The 17,035-nt window shown below is 71.9% G+C and carries 19 protein-coding genes; 9 read left to right on the top strand and 10 right to left on the bottom strand.

The features are described 5' to 3' along the window. The 3 genes from ACFW47_RS05440 (at position 1) to ACFW47_RS05430 (ending at position 2,199) form a co-directional block, all read left to right on the top strand. On the top strand, positions 1–591 hold the full coding sequence (locus ACFW47_RS05440; RefSeq protein ID WP_386281996.1) for a hemerythrin domain-containing protein: 591 nt from the start codon (positions 1–3) through the stop codon (positions 589–591). A gap of 110 nt (positions 592–701) precedes the next feature. Further along, positions 702–1,673, top strand: a complete 972-nt coding sequence (locus ACFW47_RS05435) for a Rieske 2Fe-2S domain-containing protein (protein WP_386281999.1) — start codon at positions 702–704, stop codon at positions 1,671–1,673. Further along, positions 1,657–2,199 carry a DUF1360 domain-containing protein gene (locus ACFW47_RS05430; RefSeq protein WP_386282002.1) on the top strand — a complete coding sequence of 181 codons (543 nt, stop codon included), beginning with the start codon at positions 1,657–1,659 and terminating at the stop codon, positions 2,197–2,199. The genes ACFW47_RS05435 and ACFW47_RS05430 overlap by 17 nt, the downstream gene beginning before the upstream one ends. Positions 2,200–2,416: 217 nt before the next feature. On the opposite strand, the gene ACFW47_RS05425 is transcribed toward ACFW47_RS05430, so the two are convergent. Both ACFW47_RS05425 and ctaD read right to left on the bottom strand, forming a co-directional pair. Next, positions 2,417–2,791, bottom strand: coding sequence for a hypothetical protein (locus tag ACFW47_RS05425; RefSeq protein WP_386282004.1), 375 nt, complete (start codon positions 2,789–2,791; stop codon positions 2,417–2,419). After that, positions 2,788–4,500, bottom strand: a complete 1,713-nt coding sequence (ctaD, locus tag ACFW47_RS05420; RefSeq protein ID WP_386282006.1) for a cytochrome c oxidase subunit I — start codon at positions 4,498–4,500, stop codon at positions 2,788–2,790. Before ctaD ends, ACFW47_RS05425 begins: the two co-directional genes overlap by 4 nt. A 299-nt stretch (positions 4,501–4,799) precedes the next feature. Here ctaD and ACFW47_RS05415 point away from each other — a divergent pair, with 299 nt between their 5' ends. The 3 genes from ACFW47_RS05415 to ACFW47_RS05405 are packed head-to-tail and all read left to right on the top strand — an operon-like array spanning position 4,800 to position 7,149. Then, complete coding sequence (locus ACFW47_RS05415) at positions 4,800–5,264, top strand: hypothetical protein (RefSeq protein WP_386282008.1); 465 nt, start codon at positions 4,800–4,802, stop codon at positions 5,262–5,264. Continuing rightward, positions 5,261–6,436: a zinc-dependent alcohol dehydrogenase gene (locus ACFW47_RS05410; RefSeq protein WP_386282010.1), complete on the top strand. Its 1,176-nt coding sequence runs from the start codon at positions 5,261–5,263 to the stop codon at positions 6,434–6,436. Before ACFW47_RS05415 ends, ACFW47_RS05410 begins: the two co-directional genes overlap by 4 nt. Positions 6,437–6,444: 8 nt before the next feature. Continuing rightward, positions 6,445–7,149: a phosphodiesterase gene (locus tag ACFW47_RS05405; RefSeq protein WP_386282012.1), complete on the top strand. Its 705-nt coding sequence runs from the start codon at positions 6,445–6,447 to the stop codon at positions 7,147–7,149. Between the two features lie 126 nt (positions 7,150–7,275). Here ACFW47_RS05405 and ACFW47_RS05400 read toward each other — a convergent pair whose 3' ends face one another. The 7 genes from ACFW47_RS05400 to ACFW47_RS05370 all read right to left on the bottom strand — a co-directional run bounded on the left by ACFW47_RS05400 (position 7,276) and on the right by ACFW47_RS05370 (position 13,668). Continuing rightward, the gene (locus tag ACFW47_RS05400) at positions 7,276–7,995 is read right to left on the bottom strand and encodes a hypothetical protein (RefSeq protein ID WP_386304885.1); all 720 of its coding nucleotides are present in this window, start codon (positions 7,993–7,995) and stop codon (positions 7,276–7,278) included. A 59-nt stretch (positions 7,996–8,054) separates the two neighbouring features. Next, positions 8,055–8,741 (bottom strand): potassium-transporting ATPase subunit C, encoded by a 687-nt coding sequence (locus ACFW47_RS05395; RefSeq protein WP_386282016.1) that lies wholly within the window; start codon positions 8,739–8,741, stop codon positions 8,055–8,057. 5 nt (positions 8,742–8,746) lie between these two features. Beyond that, complete coding sequence (gene kdpB, locus ACFW47_RS05390) at positions 8,747–10,867, bottom strand: potassium-transporting ATPase subunit KdpB (protein WP_386304883.1); 2,121 nt, start codon at positions 10,865–10,867, stop codon at positions 8,747–8,749. Further along, complete coding sequence (kdpA, locus tag ACFW47_RS05385; RefSeq protein ID WP_386304881.1) at positions 10,864–12,528, bottom strand: potassium-transporting ATPase subunit KdpA; 1,665 nt, start codon at positions 12,526–12,528, stop codon at positions 10,864–10,866. Before kdpA ends, kdpB begins: the two co-directional genes overlap by 4 nt. Before the next feature lie 8 nt (positions 12,529–12,536). Next, positions 12,537–12,626: a K(+)-transporting ATPase subunit F gene (gene kdpF / locus ACFW47_RS05380; RefSeq protein ID WP_386282025.1), complete on the bottom strand. Its 90-nt coding sequence runs from the start codon at positions 12,624–12,626 to the stop codon at positions 12,537–12,539. A gap of 245 nt (positions 12,627–12,871) precedes the next feature. Then, complete coding sequence (gene crcB, locus ACFW47_RS05375) at positions 12,872–13,246, bottom strand: fluoride efflux transporter CrcB (protein WP_386282028.1); 375 nt, start codon at positions 13,244–13,246, stop codon at positions 12,872–12,874. Continuing rightward, on the bottom strand, positions 13,243–13,668 hold the full coding sequence (locus ACFW47_RS05370) for a fluoride efflux transporter FluC (RefSeq protein WP_386282168.1): 426 nt from the start codon (positions 13,666–13,668) through the stop codon (positions 13,243–13,245). Before ACFW47_RS05370 ends, crcB begins: the two co-directional genes overlap by 4 nt. A gap of 325 nt (positions 13,669–13,993) precedes the next feature. On the opposite strand from ACFW47_RS05370, the gene ACFW47_RS05365 reads away from it, so the two are divergent. Next, positions 13,994–14,323, top strand: coding sequence for a PadR family transcriptional regulator (locus tag ACFW47_RS05365; RefSeq protein ID WP_386282031.1), 330 nt, complete (start codon positions 13,994–13,996; stop codon positions 14,321–14,323). Positions 14,324–14,329: 6 nt separating this feature from the next. Here the strand turns inward: ACFW47_RS05365 and ACFW47_RS05360 are convergent, their stop codons facing one another. Continuing rightward, positions 14,330–15,607 (bottom strand): APC family permease, encoded by a 1,278-nt coding sequence (locus ACFW47_RS05360; RefSeq protein ID WP_386304879.1) that lies wholly within the window; start codon positions 15,605–15,607, stop codon positions 14,330–14,332. Between the two features lie 189 nt (positions 15,608–15,796). Between ACFW47_RS05360 and ACFW47_RS05355 the strand changes: the two genes are divergently transcribed. Continuing rightward, complete coding sequence (locus ACFW47_RS05355; protein WP_386282036.1) at positions 15,797–16,213, top strand: DUF6153 family protein; 417 nt, start codon at positions 15,797–15,799, stop codon at positions 16,211–16,213. Positions 16,214–16,299: 86 nt separating this feature from the next. Then, complete coding sequence (locus ACFW47_RS05350) at positions 16,300–16,947, top strand: DUF305 domain-containing protein (protein ID WP_386304877.1); 648 nt, start codon at positions 16,300–16,302, stop codon at positions 16,945–16,947. Positions 16,948–17,035: the final 88 nt, after the last annotated feature.

Below are 17,035 nucleotides of genomic sequence, written 5' to 3'. Positions count from 1 at the left end.
ATGTCCGAGCTGAAGACCCCGCACGCCGGCGACGACATGGCCAAGGACGACGACGTCGTCTCCCTGCTGATGCGCCAGCACGGCGACATCCGCAACCTCTTCGACGAGGTCGAAGCCGCCACGGGCGAGGAACGCCGGGACGCCTTCCGCCGCCTGGTGCGCCTGCTGGCCGTGCACGAGACCGCCGAGGAAGAGGTCGTCCACCCCTTCGCGCGCAAGGGCTTCCCCGGCGGCGAGCAGGTGGTGAAGGACCGTCTCGCCGAGGAAAAGGCGGCCAAGGAGACCTTGTCCGCGCTCGACGAGCTGGACACCGACGACCCGAAGTTCATGCCCCAGCTGCTCAAGCTGCGCAAGGACGTCCAGGCGCACGCGCGGGCCGAGGAACGCTACGAGTTCACCCACATCCGCCGCAGCACCGACGTCACCAACCTGGCCGCGATGGCCAAGGCGATCAAGGCCGCCGAGGCCATGGCACCGACCCGGCCCCACCCGGGCGTCGAGTCGGGGGCGAAGAACATGGCCCTCGGGCCGGTCGCCGCTCTGATGGACCGCACCAAGGACGCCGTGCGCCAGGCCATGGGCAAGGGCTGACTCCGCGTCCTCCTGGCCGGCCGGGACACCCACCCGGGCGGCCAGGAGGCGGAGCCGACGTCCTGGCCCGGCCGCCGTTTGTCCCCTGCCCTCAGGGGGACCCTCCGCCCATGAGCAAAAAGCCAGGTCGTCGCCGTACGGGTCAGAATCGGATGCTGTGGCTGCTCGACGCCCTGGAGCGTGATCCCAGGGCTGACGCGGCGATCGACAAGCTCACCGGGAGTGTGCGAGCGCTCCCGCTGGGCCGGGCTCGAGACGCGTTGCACGGCAGGTGGCTCGGTCATCCTGTGCACCCCTTGATGGTCCAGGTGCCGATCGGCAGCTGGATGTCCGCCGCCGTCCTCGACCTGCTGCCCGGCCGTAACAGGGAGGCCGGCCTCCTCGTGGGCGTCGGGCTGGCGACGGCCGGTCCGGCCGCGTTGGCGGGCGCGGTCGACTGGGCCGAGCTGCACCGGCAGCAGACACGGGTGGGGCTGGTGCACGCCGTGGCCAACACGGCGGCCGTGGGACTGTACGGCGCCTCACTCCTGTGCCGCCTCACCGGAAGGGCCGGAGCGGGCCGCGCGTACGGCTTCCTCGGGCTGACGGCGGTCGGCCTGGGAGGCATGCTCGGCGGTCACCTCGCCTACCGGCAGGCTTCCGGCGCCAACCACGCCGAGGAAGTACCGCACGTCGTCACCGAAGGCTGGCACCGGATCGGCACGGTGGACGAGTTCCCCGCCGGCCGGCCCGTGCGGCGCGCCGTGGACGACGTGCCGGTCCTGGTGGTGCGTGAGACCGGCGGCACTTTCCACGCACTGGCCGAGCGGTGCAGTCATCTGGCGGGCCCGCTGTCCGAGGGCACGGTCGCCGACGGGTGTGTCGAATGTCCCTGGCACGGCAGTGTCTTCCGGCTCTCGGACGGCTGGAACGTCCGCGGCCCCGCCACCGCGCCCCAGCCCGCCTTCGACACCCGCGTCGTCGGCGGACACGTGGAGATCAGGCTGCGCCGTGAGGACGGCACGGAGAGCGCGGGCGAGGACCGAGCGGCCGGGGCACCGGAGCGGACGGGGGAGGACAAAGGTCATGAGCACGCCAACTGATGGCGGTGTCGTGAAGCGGCTGAGGCGACGACTGCGCCGCACCGAACGCACCTACTCGGCGGGAGAGGACCGCCCGCTGCGCGGCTACGCGGCGGCCATGACGGCTTTCGGCGTCTACACGGCGGGGTGGGCGGCGGTGGTCAGGATGCGCGGTCGTCCGCTGCCGGACCGGCCCGAGCCCTGGGATGTGACTTTGACGGCGGTGGCGACGTTCCGGCTGAGCCGGCTGCTGAGCAAGGCGTCGGTGACCAGTCCACTGAGGGCTCCCTTCACCACGTTCCAGGGGCCGCAGGGTCCGGCCGAGCTGCATGAGGAGGCGCGGCCCGAGGGCGCCAAGGACACGGTCGGTGAGCTACTGACGTGCCCGTTCTGCATGAGCGTCTGGGTGGCCTCGACCCTCACCGCCGGACAGTTGCTCTGGCCGCGCGCCACCCGCACCGCCATGGGCACGCTCACCGCGCTGGCCGGCGCGGACGCCCTGCAACTGACGTACAGCGCGCTGGTGGCCAAGACGACCGGCGAGTGACCACGTCGGACCGGCGGCCGGAGCGCGTCGCGGCGTGCCGCTGCCGGTGACGGTGACGGTGACGAAGGCGTACACCGTCTTGTGCAGCAGGTTCGACGGCGAGTTCGCGGCGGGGCCCAGGTCTGGGGCGGGGCGCCGACGCCGGTGGCGTTCTCCAGGATCTGGTGCCGGTCAGCCGCTTCCCGGCCTCAGATGGAGGTGGGCCGTCCCGGTCCGCTCAGCGGGCCACCGTGCACAGCGCACCGCTGACGGCGGCCGCGCAGACCAGCAGGCACGACGCCCAGACACCGTGGCGTCTGAGCAGGTCGCGTCGCAGCCGCAGGTACCGGGCCTCGTACTCCCGGCCCAGCTCGTCGGCACGGCGCAGGGTCGTCTCGAACATCTCGCGGGAAAGGCGGAGACGGTGGGCGACGTAGTGCCGGGTGAGCTCCTCCGCCTGCGCGGTGGTCAGCCAGGGGAGGGCGCCGCAGAGCGCCTGCGCCTCCCGGTGTGCGTCTTGCCGGTGTTCCCGGGCCAGGAGGAAGCCTTCCGCCTCCGCCGCGATGCCCGAGGCGACACCGGGGGCCGGACCGTGGAGGTGCCGGTCCGTCATCTCCGGTCGCCCTTGTGGCCGCTCGTGTCGAACACGTCGCGTTGCCCGGTGTTCTCCGCCTGGTCGAGGCCGGCGAGCGCGGGGTGGTGCAGGTCGAAGGCAGGGGACTCGGAGCGGACGCGGGGCAGGGTGACGAAGTTGTGGCGGGGCGGGGGGCAGGAGGTCGCCCATTCCAGCGAGCGTCCGTAGCCCCAGGGGTCGTCGACCTCGATCCGCTTGCCGTGCTGGGCGGTCTTCCAGACGTTGTAGAGGAAGGGCAGCGTGGACAGGCCCAGGAGGAAGGCTCCGATGGAGGAGATGGTGTTGAGGGCGGTGAAGCCGTCGGCGGCCAGGTAGTCGGCGTAGCGGCGGGGCATGCCCTCGGCGCCGAGCCAGTGCTGGACCAGGAACGTGGTGTGGAAGCCGACGAACAGCGTCCAGAAGTGCACCTTCTCCAGCCGCGTGTCGAGCATGGTGCCCGTCATCTTCGGCCACCAGAAGCTGAACCCCGCGAACATCGCGAACACGATCGTGCCGAAGAGTACGTAGTGGAAGTGCGCCACGACGAAGTAGCTGTCGGTGACGTGGAAGTCGATCGGCGGGGAGGCCAGCAGGACGCCCGTCAGTCCGCCGAACAGGAACGTGACCAGGAAGCCGGCCGCCCAGAGCATCGGCGGTTCGAAGGACAGCGAGCCCCGCCACATGGTGCCGATCCAGTTGAAGAACTTCACCCCGGTGGGCACGGCGATGAGGAAGCTCATGAACGAGAAGAACGGCAGCAGCACGGCACCGGTGGCGAACATGTGGTGCGCCCACACCGTCACCGACAGGCCGGTGATGGCGATGGTGGCACCGACCAGCCCCATGTAGCCGAAGATCGGCTTCCGCGAGAAGACGGGGATGATCTCGGTGATCACCCCGAAGAAGGGCAGGGCGAGGATGTAGACCTCGGGGTGGCCGAAGAACCAGAAGAGGTGCTGCCACAGGATCGCCCCGCCGTTCTCCGGGTCGAAGACGTGCGCACCGAACTGGCGGTCCGCCTCCAGCACCAGCAGGGCGGCGGCCAGCACGGGGAAGGCCAGCAGGACGAGCACCGAGGTCAGCAGCACGTTCCACGTGAAGATCGGCATGCGGAACATGGTCACGCCGGGCGCCCGCATACAGATGATGGTGGTGATGAAGTTGACCGCGCCGAGGATGGTGCCGAACCCGGAGAGCGCCAGCCCCATGATCCACAGGTCACCGCCGGTGTACGGGGTGCGCTCACCGCCGCTGAGCGGTGGATAGGCGGTCCAGCCGAAGTCGGCGGCACCCTGCGGGGTGAGGAAACTGCCGAGCACGATCAGGCCACCGAAGGCGAACAGCCAGTACGACAGCATGTTCAGCCTCGGGAACGCGACGTCCGGGGACCCGATCTGCAACGGCATGATCGCGTTGGCGAACCCGGCGAACGTCGGAGTGGCGAACAGCAGCAGCATGATCGTGCCGTGCATGGTGAAGGACTGGTTGTACTGCTCCGCCGACACGATCTGGAGACCGGGCCGCGCCAGCTCCGCCCGCACCACCATGGCCAGCGCTCCCCCGATCAGGAAGAACGCGAACGACGTGATCAGGTAGAGGTGGCCGATCTTCTTGTGGTCGGTCGTGGTCAGCCAGGTGACCACGACGTGGCCCCGGCCACGTCGCTCGGCCACGGGGACGGGAGCCACCGGCTCGGTATGGGTCGCCATCACGTTCCTCACTCGGCGGAGCGCCTGGTGGTCGGCCGTTGGACGGCGCCGGTCCGCCTCTCCGGCCCTGTGTCTCGGGCAGGTGTGTCCAGCCCTCGTGGAAGGTAGTTCTCCCGGTACGGGTCCGCGCCCGCAGCCGGCCGATCGCAGGCCGAACGGCCCCATCTTCCAGTCGTACGGGTGACGACGGGGGCAGCGCTGAGTACCGGCCTCGGTCACCGTGGCCGTTTCGTCCGCGGGGCTGCGGAAACCCGGCGCCGGACGGTGACCGCCGGGACACCGGAAGCGGAGGGCGTTCGATGAGGAAGCTGTGGTGGGCGGTTCCGGTCGCGGCCGTCGGGGCGGCGGCCGTACGGCGGTCCCGGCCGTCGCAAGGGGCCGACGAGCGGGCCGGCGACCGGTGGCTCACGGTGACGGTCAACCGGCCGCCCATGGACGTGGGCTCGGCAGGGAAGCCGCCCCCGCCCCTGGACGACCTCGCGGAACGGATCGATGTCCAGATCCGGCCGGCACCGGGCGACCGCGGCACGGAACTGGCCGCGCGCTTCAAGGAGCCCGTGTCCGCAGCGTCCGCCTCCGTGCCCGGGCGGCTGGCCGGGCAGGACCCACGTCAGGAGCTGCGGCGCGCGTTGCGGGACGCGAAGTCCCTGCTGGAGGCGGGTGAGGCGCTGCGGCCCGACGCGCCGCCCACGACCCGCTCCACGCTGGGCGGCAGGCTGGTCGAGGTGTTCACCCGTCGCTCCGGTGGGGAGGGAGTGCTGTGAAGGCGCTGTGCTGGGAAGGCGTGAACAAGCTGTCCGTCGAGCAGGTCCCCGATCCTGAGCTGCGCAACGACCAGGACGTCATCGTGCGGCTGATCGCGGGCACAACCTGTGGTTCCGACCTGCACCTCATCGGCGGCTACATCCCGGCGATGCGCGCCGGTGACGTGATCGGCCACGAGTTCGTCGGCGAGGTCGTCGAGACCGGCTCCGCCGTGCGCAGGCACAAGGTCGGCGACCGGGTCGTCGTCTGCTCCTTCGTCGGCTGCGGACGCTGCTGGTACTGCGCCAACGACCTGTGGTCCCTGTGCGACAACACCAACACCAACCCGGGCATCGGCCAAGCCCTGTTCGGCTACGAGACCGCCGGCATCTTCGGCTACTCGCACGCCATGGGCGGCCTGCGCGGCAGCCACGCCGAGTACGTCCGCGTGCCCTTCGCCGACTACGGCGCTTTCAAGGTCCCCGAGGGCATCGACGACACCAGCGCCCTGTTCGTCTCCGACTCCGTGCCCACCGGATGGATGGGCGCCGACCTGGCCGGGGTGAAGCCCGGTGACGTGGTCGCCGTCTGGGGGTGCGGCGCCGTGGGACAGATGGCTGCCCGGGCCGCGGTCCTCAAGGGCGCCGAGCGGGTGATCTCCATCGACCGCGTCCCCGAGCGCCTGGCCATGGCCGAACGGTACGCCGGCGCGGAGACCATCGACTACACCGGCACGGACGTCGCCGCCGAACTGCGCGAACGCACCGGCGGACGCGGCCCCGACGTGTGCATCGAGGCCGTGGGCATGGAGGCGCACAGCGACGGTCCGACGCACCTGTACGACCAGGCCAAGCAGCAGCTCCGCCTCCAGACCGACCGGCCCACCGCCGTACGCCAGGCCATCCACGCCTGCCGCAAGGCCGGCACCGTCTTCGTCCTGGGTGTCTTCGCGGGCGCCGTCGACAAGTTCCCGCTCGGCGCCGTGATCAACAAGGGGCTCACCGTGCGCGGCGCCCAGATGCACGGGCAGCGCTACATCCCCATGCTGCTGGACCGGCTGGCCGCGGGTGAGATCGAGACGGCGCATCTGGCGACCCACAGCCTCTCGCTCGACGAGGCGCCGACGGCGTACGACATGTTCAAGGAGAAGACCGACGGCTGTGTACGTGCCGTCATCCGTCCTCAGCCCTGAAGGACCGCATGATCGTCAGCAGGATCGCCCACGGACTCGCCCGGCGCCTGGCCCGGTTGCGGTCGGCACCGGCCCTGCACCCCCACGGGGTGCTGTGCACGGGGACGCTGACCGTCGCCGACGCGGGGACCGGGTGGGGGGTCCCGTGGCTGGACGGGCCCGGCTCCTACCCGGTGACGGTGCGCTGGTCGCGGGCGCTGGGCCTCCCCCGATGGCTGCCGGACGGTCTGGGACTGGCTGTCCGCGTCGAGGGCGCCGACGGTCCGGGCAGCACCCTCGACCTGCTGTTCACGTCCAGCCGCCCCGGCCGGTTCGGCCGCCACCTGCCTCTCCCCCGCCCCGACGCCCTGAAGGGGCCGTACTCGACCCTGCTGTCGTACCGGGTGGGTGATCGCGAACGCGTGCTGGCGGCCTTCCCGGTGCACGACCCCGACGCACGCCGAGAGGACGTGCGGCCGACGCTGTGGCAGGAACTCGCCGACCGGCCCGTCCGGTTCGCACTGCGGGCGGCTGCCCCGGACGAGCCCTGGCGCACCTTCGCCACCCTGAGCCTGGAGGCAGCGCACACCGCTCCGCCCGCCAGCACCGTGTCCTACGACCCCTACGCGCACAACCTGCCTCGCCTGCACCCCACCGAACGGCTGCGCGGCCTCCGCGACGCCGCGTACACCGGTTCCCGCCACGGACGAACCGCCGACGATCGCGACAAGTGAGGCGGGTCCTCCGGCGGCGGGTACCGACGACCGGCAGATGACAAGCGCCGACTACCGGACGCAGCCGCATGAACAGCAGCACCGCGCCCCGCCACGGTCGCCTGACCTCGACGACCGCAGGAGTCCTCAGCCTTCCTGGAGTTCAGCGGTCTTTCGTGGATCGTCGGACAGGATGCGGTCGGCGAGGCGTCGCGCCTGTTCCTCGGCCGGCTGGTCGCGGACGACGAACAGCTCGTACCCGTAGCGGTTGGTGCCCGCACCCGGTCCCCGGTCCTGGCGGAACTCGACGTCGACGCCCTCGGGGCTGGTGAGTTCCTCGGGGAGGCCCGGCTCCTCGCGTCGGGGGGAGACACCCGTGAGGACGCAGCCCCAGCGTTCGAACCAGCCGCTGGCCGCCAGGGTGCGCTCGAGGAGCCGGGCGACGGTGTCCACCGGCTCCTCCCAGTCGCGGTCCGCGGCCGCCCGCGCGAGTCCGGCCTCGTACTGAGCGGCGTCGAACCGGAAGTCCGGCGGCACGGCGGTGACGTCGCCGGTGTTCTCCCAGGCCTCCCACGTCACCCGGTCGCCCACGCGGCGCACGGTGACGTACAGGGCACCGCAGCGGCCGGACGTACACGCGGGCTCGGTGATCATGACTCTGCGGGGGGTCTCCGTGGCCGTCAGGGGCCAGGTCTCCGCCGGGCCAGTCCAGTACCGGCGGCTTGGTGCCAGCCCCGCCGGGTGGACCTCCTTCAGGACGTCCACGCCGTCGATCAAGGGCCGCACCTCGGCCCAGGGGTCCGCCGCCCAGTCGTCCGGGATTCTGTGCCGCAGGGTCAGGGTACTGATCGTCGGTCGGTCGTCCACACACACATGATGGGGGTGACCCTGTGCGGCCGGGTACTGGCTTTCTGGGCGTGAGCGGATCAGTGGTCCGGGCCCGACGGGGTGCCGGCCGCCAGTTCCCTCAGCGCGACGTTCAGTTCCAGCACGTTCACGCGCGGCTCGCCGATGAAGCCGAGCGTGCGGGTCACGGTGTGCTCGTCCACCAGCTTCTGGACGCGCTCGGCGGGCAGTCCGTTGCGGTCGGCGACCCGGTGCACCTGGAGGTCCGCGTACTCGGGGGAGATGTGCGGGTCCAGGCCGGAGCCGGAGGAGGTCACGGCGTCGGCGGGCACGTCGGAGGGGTTGACGGTGTAGCCGGCCACGGAGTTGTCCTCGATGACGGCGGCCTTGGCGTCCTTCACCCACTGGACCAGCTCCGCGTTGTCGGCGGAGCGGTTGGTGGCCCCGGACACGATGAGGTCGTACTGGGTGTTGACGCTGTTGGTGCCGAGGCCGCCCGCAGGGCGGCCCTGGAACCACTTCAGGTCGGGTTCCGGGGTCTCCTGGCCGTCCTTCAGGGGGAGGTTGTACTGCTGGCCGATCAGGGAGGAGCCGACGACCTTGCCGTCGGCCTCGATCTCCGAGCCGTTCGCCCGGTCGGGGAAGAGGCCCTGGGCGATGCCGGTGACCAGCAGCGGGTAGGCGATTCCGGTGACGACGGTCAGGACGAGGAGGGCGCGCAGGCCCGCCACGAGCAGCCGGGCGGTGTTGGTTACGGACGTGTTCATGACGGTCAACCGATTCCGGGGAAGAGCGAGACGATCAGGTCGATGAGCTTGATGCCGATGAACGGGGCGATCAGCCCGCCGAGGCCGTAGACGGTGAGGTTGCGGCGCAGCAGCCGGTCGGCGCTGACCGGCCGGTAGCGCACCCCCTTCAGGGCGAGCGGGACCAGCGCGACGATGATCAGCGCGTTGAAGATCACCGCGGAGAGGATCGCCGAGTCCGGCGAGGACAGGCGCATGATGTTGAGCTTGTCCAGACCCGGATGGACGGCCGCGAACAGCGCCGGGATGATCGCGAAGTACTTGGCCACGTCGTTGGCGATGGAGAACGTCGTCAAGGCGCCCCGGGTGATGAGGAGTTGCTTGCCGATCTCGACGATCTCGATGAGCTTGGTCGGGTCGGAGTCGAGGTCGACCATGTTGCCGGCCTCCTTGGCGGCCGACGTGCCGGTGTTCATCGCCACGCCGACGTCCGCCTGCGCGAGGGCGGGCGCGTCGTTGGTGCCGTCGCCGGTCATCGCGACCAGCCTGCCGCCGGCCTGCTCGCGTTTGATCAGGGCCATCTTGTCCTCGGGGGTGGCCTCCGCGAGGAAGTCGTCGACGCCCGCCTCGTCGGCTATCGCCTTCGCGGTCAGGGGGTTGTCGCCCGTGATCATGACGGTCCTGATGCCCATGCGGCGCAGTTCCGCGAACCGCTCGCGCATGCCCTGCTTGACGACGTCCTTGAGGCGGATCAGCCCGAGGACGCGGGCGCCTCGCTCGTCCTCGACGGCGACCAGCAGCGGCGTGCCGCCCGCGGCGGAGACGCGCTCGGCGGCCGTGTCCGCGTCCTCGGCCACCGTGCCGCCGCGCTCCCGGACCCAGGCGATGACGGAGCCCGCGGCGCCCTTGCGAACGCGCCGGCCGTCGACGTCGACGCCGGACATACGGGTCTGGGCGGTGAAGGAGATCCATTCGGCGCCCGTCAGCTCGCCCTGGTGGCGTTCGCGCAGGCCGTACCTCTCCTGTGCGAGGACGACCACGGAGCGGCCCTCGGGCGTCTCGTCGGCCAGCGAGGAGAGCTGGGCGGCGTCCGCGACCTCGGCCGCGGTGGTGCCGCGCACCGGCACGAACTCGGCGGCCTGCCGGTTGCCGAGCGTGATGGTGCCGGTCTTGTCCAGCAGCAGCGTGGAGACGTCGCCGGCGGCCTCGACCGCGCGGCCCGACATCGCCAGCACGTTGCGCTGCACCAGGCGGTCCATGCCCGCGATGCCGATCGCGGAGAGCAGCGCGCCGATCGTGGTGGGGATCAGGCACACCAGCAGCGCCACCAGCACGACCATCGTCAGCTCGGTGCCCGCGTAGTGGGCGAAGGGCGGGAGGGTCGCGCAGGCCAGCAGGAAGACGACGGTCAGCGAGGCGAGCAGGATGTTCAGCGCGACCTCGTTCGGCGTCTTCTGCCGGGCCGCGCCCTCGACCAGGTTGATCATCCGGTCGATGAAGGTCTCGCCCGGCCTGGTGGTGATCCGGACGACGATGCGGTCGGAGAGCACCTTGGTGCCGCCGGTGACGGCGCTGCGGTCGCCGCCGGACTCGCGGATGACGGGCGCGGACTCGCCGGTGATCGCCGACTCGTCGACCGAGGCGACGCCCTCGACGACGTCGCCGTCGCCGGGGATCACGTCCCCGGCCTCGCAGACCACCAGGTCGCCGACGCGCAGCTCGGTGCCGGCCACCGTGCTCCCGTCCGCCCGGCGGGCGACGGTGTCGGTCTTGGCCCTGCGCAGCGTGTCGGCCTGCGCCTTGCCGCGGCCCTCGGCGACGGCCTCGGCCAGGTTGGCGAAGATCACGGTCAGCCAGAGCCAGGCACTGATGGTCCAGCCGAACCCGTCGCCGGGGTCGGTGAAGGAGGACACCGTGGTCAGGACGGAGCCGACGAGGACGACGAACATGACGGGCGACTTCACCATCACCCGTGGGTCGAGCTTGCGCAGCGCGTCGGGCAGCGACCTGACCAGCTGCCTCGGTTCGAAGAGGCCCGCGCCGACGCGGCCCTCGGGCTTGTGCCCGGTCGGTGCGTCGCCGTGCGGCGCCCGGGTCTCGGTGGCTGTGGACATGGAGTCCTCGTGCTTCCGCGTGTCGGTGGTCATGCCGCCAGTCCTTCGGCGAGCGGGCCCAGGGCGAGCGCCGGGAAGTAGGTCAGACCGGTGATGATGAGGATCGCGCCCACGAGCAGGCCGGTGAACAGCGGCTTCTCGGTGCGCAGGGTGCCCGCGGTGGCGGGGACGGGCTGCTGTCCGGCCAGGGAGCCGGCGAGCGCCAGGACGAACACCATCGGCAGGAACCGGCCGAGCAGCATGGCCAGGCCCACGGTGGTGTTGAACCACTGGGTGTCGGCGTTGAGGCCGGCGAAGGCCGAGCCGTTGTTGTTCGAGGCGGAGGTGTAGGCGTAGAGGATCTCGGAGAAGCCGTGCGCGCCGGTGTTGGTCATCGAGTCGCCCGGGGTGGGGAGGGCCATCGCCGCGGCGGTGAAGACCAGCACCAGCGTCGGGGTGACGAGGATGTAGCAGGCGGCGAACTTGATCTCGCGGCCGCCGATCTTCTTGCCCAGGTACTCCGGGGTGCGCCCGACCATGAGCCCGGCGATGAAGACCGCGACGACCGCCATGACCAGCATTCCGTAGAGCCCGGACCCGACGCCGCCGGGCGCGATCTCGCCCAGCATCATGCCGAGCATGGCGATGCCGCCGCCGAGGCCGGTGAAGGAGGAGTGGAAGGAGTCCACCGCGCCGGTTGAGGTCAGGGTGGTGGAGACCGCGAAGAGCGACGAGCCGCCGATGCCGAAGCGCAGCTCCTTGCCCTCCATCGCACCGCCGGCCGCCTGCAGGGCGGGGCCGTGGTGGGCGAACTCGGTCCACATCATCAGCGCGACGAAACCGGCCCAGATGGTGGCCATGGTCGCGAGGATCGCGTAGCCCTGACGCACCGAGCCGACCATGACGCCGAAGGTCCGGGTGATGGCGACGGGGATCAGCAGGATCAGGAAGATCTCGAACAGGTTGGTGAACGGGGTGGGGTTCTCGAAGGGGTGGGCGCTGTTGGCGTTGAAGTAGCCGCCGCCGTTGGTGCCCAGCTCCTTGATGACCTCCTGCGAGGCGACCGCACCGCCGTTCCACTGCTGCGAACCGCCGGTGAACTGGCCGACCTCGTGGATGCCGGAGAAGTTCTGGATGACGCCGCAGGCCACCAGCACCACCGCGCCGACCACCGCGAGCGGCACCAGGACCCGGACGACGCCGCGCACCAAGTCCGCCCAGAAGTTGCCCAGTTCACCGGTGCGCGACCGCGCGAAGCCGCGTACGAGGGCGACGGCGACGGCGATGCCGACGGCCGCGGAGACGAAGTTCTGCACGGCGAGCCCGGCGGTCTGCACGACGTGGCCCATGGCCTGCTCGCCGGAGTACGACTGCCAGTTGGTGTTGGCCACGAAGGACGCGGCGGTGTTGAACGCCTGGTCCGGGTCGATGGAGGCGAAGCCCAGCGAGCCGGGCAGCACGCCCTGGAGCCGCTGGAGCAGGTAGAGGAAGAGGACGCCCGCGAAGGAGAAGGCGAGGACGCCGCGCAGGTACGCGGTCCAGCCCATCCGGGTGTCGGGGTCGGCGCCGATGCCCTTGTAGATCCACTTCTCGACCCGCAGATGCCGGGGGGAGGAGTAGACCCGGGCCATGTAGGTGCCGAGGGGGGCGTGGGCGAGCGCCAGCGCGGCCATCAGGGCGAGCATCTGGAGCACGCCGGCGAGGACGGGGCTCATGAGGGTGCTCAGAACCTCTCCGGGTGGATCAGGGCGAGGACGAGGTAACCCAGCAGGAAGACGGCCACGATCAGGCCGACGACGTTCTCTGCGGTCACAGCTTCGTCACCCCCTTGGCGACGAGAGCCACGAGCGCGAACACCGCGATCGTGGTGACGACGAAGGCCACGTCGGCCATCGCGAGCTCCTAGTGAGGTTCGAACGGGAGTCTGACAACGTGATGAGAACCCCGGTCCGACCGGTTTCGGCCGCTGTTGATGGCTTCCTTACGGCGGCCCGAGCGGCTTTGATGCGTCTCTTACGGCGCCGGTGAACGCGTGATGTGCGGGCTCCCGCGCCCCGGTCAGCCCCAGACCCCGTCCGCGAGCGCGGCGCCGAGGAAGGCCGCGCCCAGGCCGGTGACGACTCCCACGACGACGTTGGCGGCGGCCAGGAACCTCGCGCCGGTCTCGGCCAGCCGCAGCGTCTCGTAGGAGAACGTGGAGTAGGTGGTCAGCGCTCCGCAGAAGCCGGTGCCGACCAGCAGCCGCACCGGGTCGGCGGCGGCGCCGTGGGCGGCAGCGCCGGTGAGCGTGCCGAGGACCAGGCAGCCGACGACGTTGACGGTGAAGGTGCCCCAGGGGAAGAGGGTGCCGTGCCGGGCCTGGACCGCGCGGTCGGTCAGGTACCGCAGGGGCGCCCCGATCATGGCGCCGGTCACGACGAGAAGCCAGTTCACTTGGGCCTCCGGGTGATCAGGCGTCGGGTGAGGCTCGCGGCGCCCCACACGCCGGCGAGGGCGGCCGACACGGTGGCGGCCAGGTAGGCGAGGGCGGTGCCGGGATCGCCGTCCCGGAGCAGGCGCTGAATGTCGACGGCGTAGGTGGAGAAGGTGGTGAAGCCGCCCAGGACGCCGGTGCCGAAGAACGGGCGCAGCAGGCGGTGCGCGGACCACACGTCGGTGACGAGCACCATGAAGACGCCGATCACCGCGCAGCCGGCCGCGTTGACCAGCAGGGTGGTCCAGGGGAAGGTGCCGGGCACCGTGGGCCACAGCAGCGAGGCACCGTAGCGGGCCGTGGCGCCCAGGGCGCCGCCGGCCGCGACCGCCAGGAGGACGGGCGCCTGTCCGTCGGCGAGTTCGCGCCGCTGGGCGGGCATCGACAGATCGACGTCGGGGTCGACGGGCTCGCGGCCCTCGGGGTCCACCGGCAGTGGCTTGCGCGGGGTGTTCCGCAACGCGGGTCTCCTACTCGTGCGGCCGCCCGGGCGTGCGGACGGTCGTGGTCACCAGTAGGGACTGTTGGCGGCATCGGTGCCGCGGTTCGGGTACGGCGAGCCCCACCGCCGCGCGACCGCCCGGACAGGGGCCGGTCGCTGCCGCCCAGGGTAGCCCAGCGGCGCCTGCGCGAGTCCCGTCCCGGACCGTCCGGCCTCGTAGACTCGACGGCCGATATCGGTTGCGTCACTGTCGGAGGTGGACCGGGTGCGCGAGTTCCAGCGGGGCGCGGTGCGGCTGCACATCCTGCACCACGCTGCCCGGGAGGAGATCCACGGTGCCTGGATGACCGCGGAACTGGCCCGGCACGGGTACCGGATCAGCCCCGGCACCCTGTATCCGACGCTGCACCGCCTGGAGGCGGACGGCCTGCTCACCTCCGAGCAGCGCGTGGTGGACGGCCGTACACGCCGCGTCTACCGGGCGACCGGGGCCGGGAAGGCGGCCCTCGCCGAGGACCGCAGGGCCCTGGAGGAACTGGCCCGCGAGGTGCTCGGCGACGAGCGGCACCGCCCTGAGCGCGCACCAGGGAGCTGACGTCGGCTACGCGCCGCGGGAGACCAGGGCCCGGCGGACGCCGTAGGCGGTGACGCCGACGGCGAGCACGGCCGCCCCGGAGACCACGGAGGAGACCGGCAGGGTGAACGCCAGCAGCAGGCAGCCCGCGAACCCGGCCGCCGGGACGAGGCGCGGCGGGCGGCCCTCCTCGGCGGTCAGCGTCCATGCGGAGGCGTTGGCCACGGCGTAGTACACCAGGACCGCGAACGAGGAGAAGCCGATCGCGCCGCGCAGGTCCGCCGTCGCGGCGAGCACGGCCACCACGGCGCCCACCAGCAGTTCGGCCCGGTGCGGCACCTTGAACCGCGGGTGGACGGCGGCCAGGGCGTGCGGCAGGTGCCGGTCGCGGGCCATGGCCAGGGTGGTACGGGAGACGCCCAGGATCAGCGCCAGCAGCGAGCCGAGCGCGGCCACCGCCGCCCCGGCCCGGACCACCGGCGACAGCCAGTCGGCGCCCGCGGCCCGCACCGCGTCCGACAGCGGCGCGGTGGCCTCGGCCAGCCCCTTGGGGCCGAGCACCGACAGGACGGCGAGTGCCACGAGGACGTACACGGCGAGCGCGATGCCCAGGGCGAGCGGAACGGCGCGGGGGATGGTGCGGGCCGGGTCGCGGACCTCCTCGCCCAGGGTGGCGATGCGCGCGTATCCGGCGAACGCGAAGAACAGCAGGCCCGCGGCCTGGAGCACCCCGCGCGCGTCGGCGCCGCCCCCGACGTCCCAGCGGGCGGCGTCCGCCGCGCCGGAGCCGAGGGACGCGATCACCACCGCCGCCAGCACCGCCAGGACCACGGCGACGATCACTCGGGTCAGCCACACCGACTTCTGCACCCCGGCGTAGTTCACGGCGGTCAGCGCCACCACCGCGGCGACGGCGACGGCGTGCGCCTGACCGGGCCAGACGTACGCGCCCACGGTCAGGGCCATGGCCGCGCAGGAGGCGGTCTTGCCGACGACGAAGGCCCAGCCGGCGAGGTGGCCCCAGAAGTCGCCGAGCCGCTCCCGGCCGTAGACGTAGGTGCCGCCGGAGGCGGGGTGTCGGGCGGCGAGCCGGGCGGACGATGTGGCGTTGCAGTACGCCACCACGGCGGCCACCGCGAGCCCCAGCAGGAGCCCGGAGCCGGCGGCGCGGGCGGCCGGGGCGAGGGCCGCGAAGATCCCCGCGCCGATCATCGAGCCGAGCCCGATCGTCACCGCGTCGGGCACGCCCAGCCGCCGCCGCAGTTCGTCCGGCGTCCCCGCCGCGGCGGTCGAAGACCCACCCATCAGCCCACTCCGTCCCACTCCGCGCGGCCCGGCCACCTGGCTTACGCTCCTGGCTTACGGTTCTCGATATCGGCAGACGATATAGGAGCCGGGTGACGCGGCGGTGAATTCGCGGCGCCGGACCGGGATTGCCGCTCCCCGCGCCAGGCCGCCGCGTTCGTTCCCGCCCGAACCCGTAGCATGACGAGCGTGACCAGGAGCACCCCGTCGATCAGCCGCCCGGCCGGGCGGCTGCTCACGCTGCTGGTGACGGCGGTACTGGCCGGCCTGCTCGGCATGCACGGCCTGGCTCCCGGGGTGCCGACGGCGCACGCCGGCACCGGAACATCCGGTGCACACCACACGGAAGCCACAGCTCACGCGGACGGTGCCGACACCCTCGCGGACCGTGCCTGCGGGCACTCGGACGGCGGATCGGGGCACGTCGATCACGCCGACGGTACGTGTGCGGCCGCCGGGACCGCCTCCGCCTACACGCCGCCGCCGCTGACCGGCGGCACCGCCGACGCGCCCGCCACCGCCTCCCCGGCCGGGGCGGCCACGGGAACGACCCAGGACGGGCGGGGCCCGCCCGACCTCTCCGAACTGCAACTCCTGCGGATATAGAGCGGCCCGCACGCCCTCTCGTCCACCAGGCACACCCACTCGGACGCGCGCCGCGATCAGGCGCGCGTGAAGGAGTTGCACCCAGCATGAAGCACAAGCGTTCCCTCGTACGCCGTACCGCCGCCGCGATCGCCGCCGGAGCGGCGGCACTCACCCTGGCCGCCTGCGGCGGGGCCGACGACGGCGGCACCGGCGGCTCCGCCGGACACGGCGGCCACAACGCGACGGCCTCCGCCTCCGCACCGTCCTCGCAGGGCAGGCACAACGCCGCCGACGTGGCGTTCGCGAAGGGGATGATCCCCCACCACCGCCAGGCCGTCGAGATGGCCGGCCTCGCGCCCGGCCGGGCGGCCTCGCCCGAGGTCGAGAAGCTGGCCACGGAGATCAAGAAGGCCCAGGACCCGGAGATCAGGACGCTGTCCGGCTGGCTCACGGCCTGGGGCGAGGAGGTGCCCGCCGAGGGCGCCGCCATGGACCACGCCGGGCACGGCACGGGCGGCATGGACGGCATGATGACGGACCAGGAGATGAGCGGACTCGAGGACGCCTCGGGCGAGGCGTTCGACACCGCCTTCCTGGAGCTGATGATCAAGCATCACGAAGGCGCGGTCACGATGGCGAGGACCGAGCAGGCCGACGGCGCCTTCGCCCCGGCCAAGAAGATGGCCGACGAGATCATCACGTCCCAGAGCGCCGAGATCGAGCGCATGAACCGACTGCTCGGCAAGGACTGAGCCGGGCCGCCGGAATACCCCACAGGGGTATTTGGTTCCCGACCGTGGGGCCCGGGCCGGACCCCACGGTCGGACACGTCGATTGGGG

It is taken from the genome of Streptomyces sp. NPDC058796 (genome assembly GCF_042745235.1).
Lineage (GTDB): Bacteria > Actinomycetota > Actinomycetes > Streptomycetales > Streptomycetaceae > Streptomyces.
Note: the sequence above shows the minus strand (reverse complement) of the source record. Positions and strands in the feature narration are given on the sequence as shown.

Bases quoted from the DNA above. Each gene is read 5' to 3' on its own strand.
- kdpB (WP_386304883.1), bottom strand. From the start codon at position 10,867: ATGACCACCGACACGCGGAAGCACGAGGACTCCATGTCCACAGCCACC.
- ACFW47_RS05425 (WP_386282004.1), bottom strand. From the start codon at position 2,791: ATGACGGACCGGCACCTCCACGGTCCGGCCCCCGGTGTCGCCTCGGGC.
- ACFW47_RS05435 (WP_386281999.1), top strand. From the start codon at position 702: ATGAGCAAAAAGCCAGGTCGTCGCCGTACGGGTCAGAATCGGATGCTG.
- ACFW47_RS05370 (WP_386282168.1), bottom strand. From the start codon at position 13,668: ATGCCCGCCCAGCGGCGCGAACTCGCCGACGGACAGGCGCCCGTCCTC.
- ctaD (WP_386282006.1), bottom strand. From the start codon at position 4,500: ATGGCGACCCATACCGAGCCGGTGGCTCCCGTCCCCGTGGCCGAGCGA.
- ACFW47_RS05350 (WP_386304877.1), top strand. From the start codon at position 16,300: ATGAAGCACAAGCGTTCCCTCGTACGCCGTACCGCCGCCGCGATCGCC.
- ACFW47_RS05395 (WP_386282016.1), bottom strand. From the start codon at position 8,741: ATGAACACGTCCGTAACCAACACCGCCCGGCTGCTCGTGGCGGGCCTG.
- kdpA (WP_386304881.1), bottom strand. From the start codon at position 12,528: ATGAGCCCCGTCCTCGCCGGCGTGCTCCAGATGCTCGCCCTGATGGCC.
- ACFW47_RS05415 (WP_386282008.1), top strand. From the start codon at position 4,800: ATGAGGAAGCTGTGGTGGGCGGTTCCGGTCGCGGCCGTCGGGGCGGCG.
- ACFW47_RS05430 (WP_386282002.1), top strand. From the start codon at position 1,657: ATGAGCACGCCAACTGATGGCGGTGTCGTGAAGCGGCTGAGGCGACGA.
- ACFW47_RS05405 (WP_386282012.1), top strand. From the start codon at position 6,445: ATGATCGTCAGCAGGATCGCCCACGGACTCGCCCGGCGCCTGGCCCGG.
- ACFW47_RS05440 (WP_386281996.1), top strand. From the start codon at position 1: ATGTCCGAGCTGAAGACCCCGCACGCCGGCGACGACATGGCCAAGGAC.
- ACFW47_RS05360 (WP_386304879.1), bottom strand. From the start codon at position 15,607: ATGGGTGGGTCTTCGACCGCCGCGGCGGGGACGCCGGACGAACTGCGG.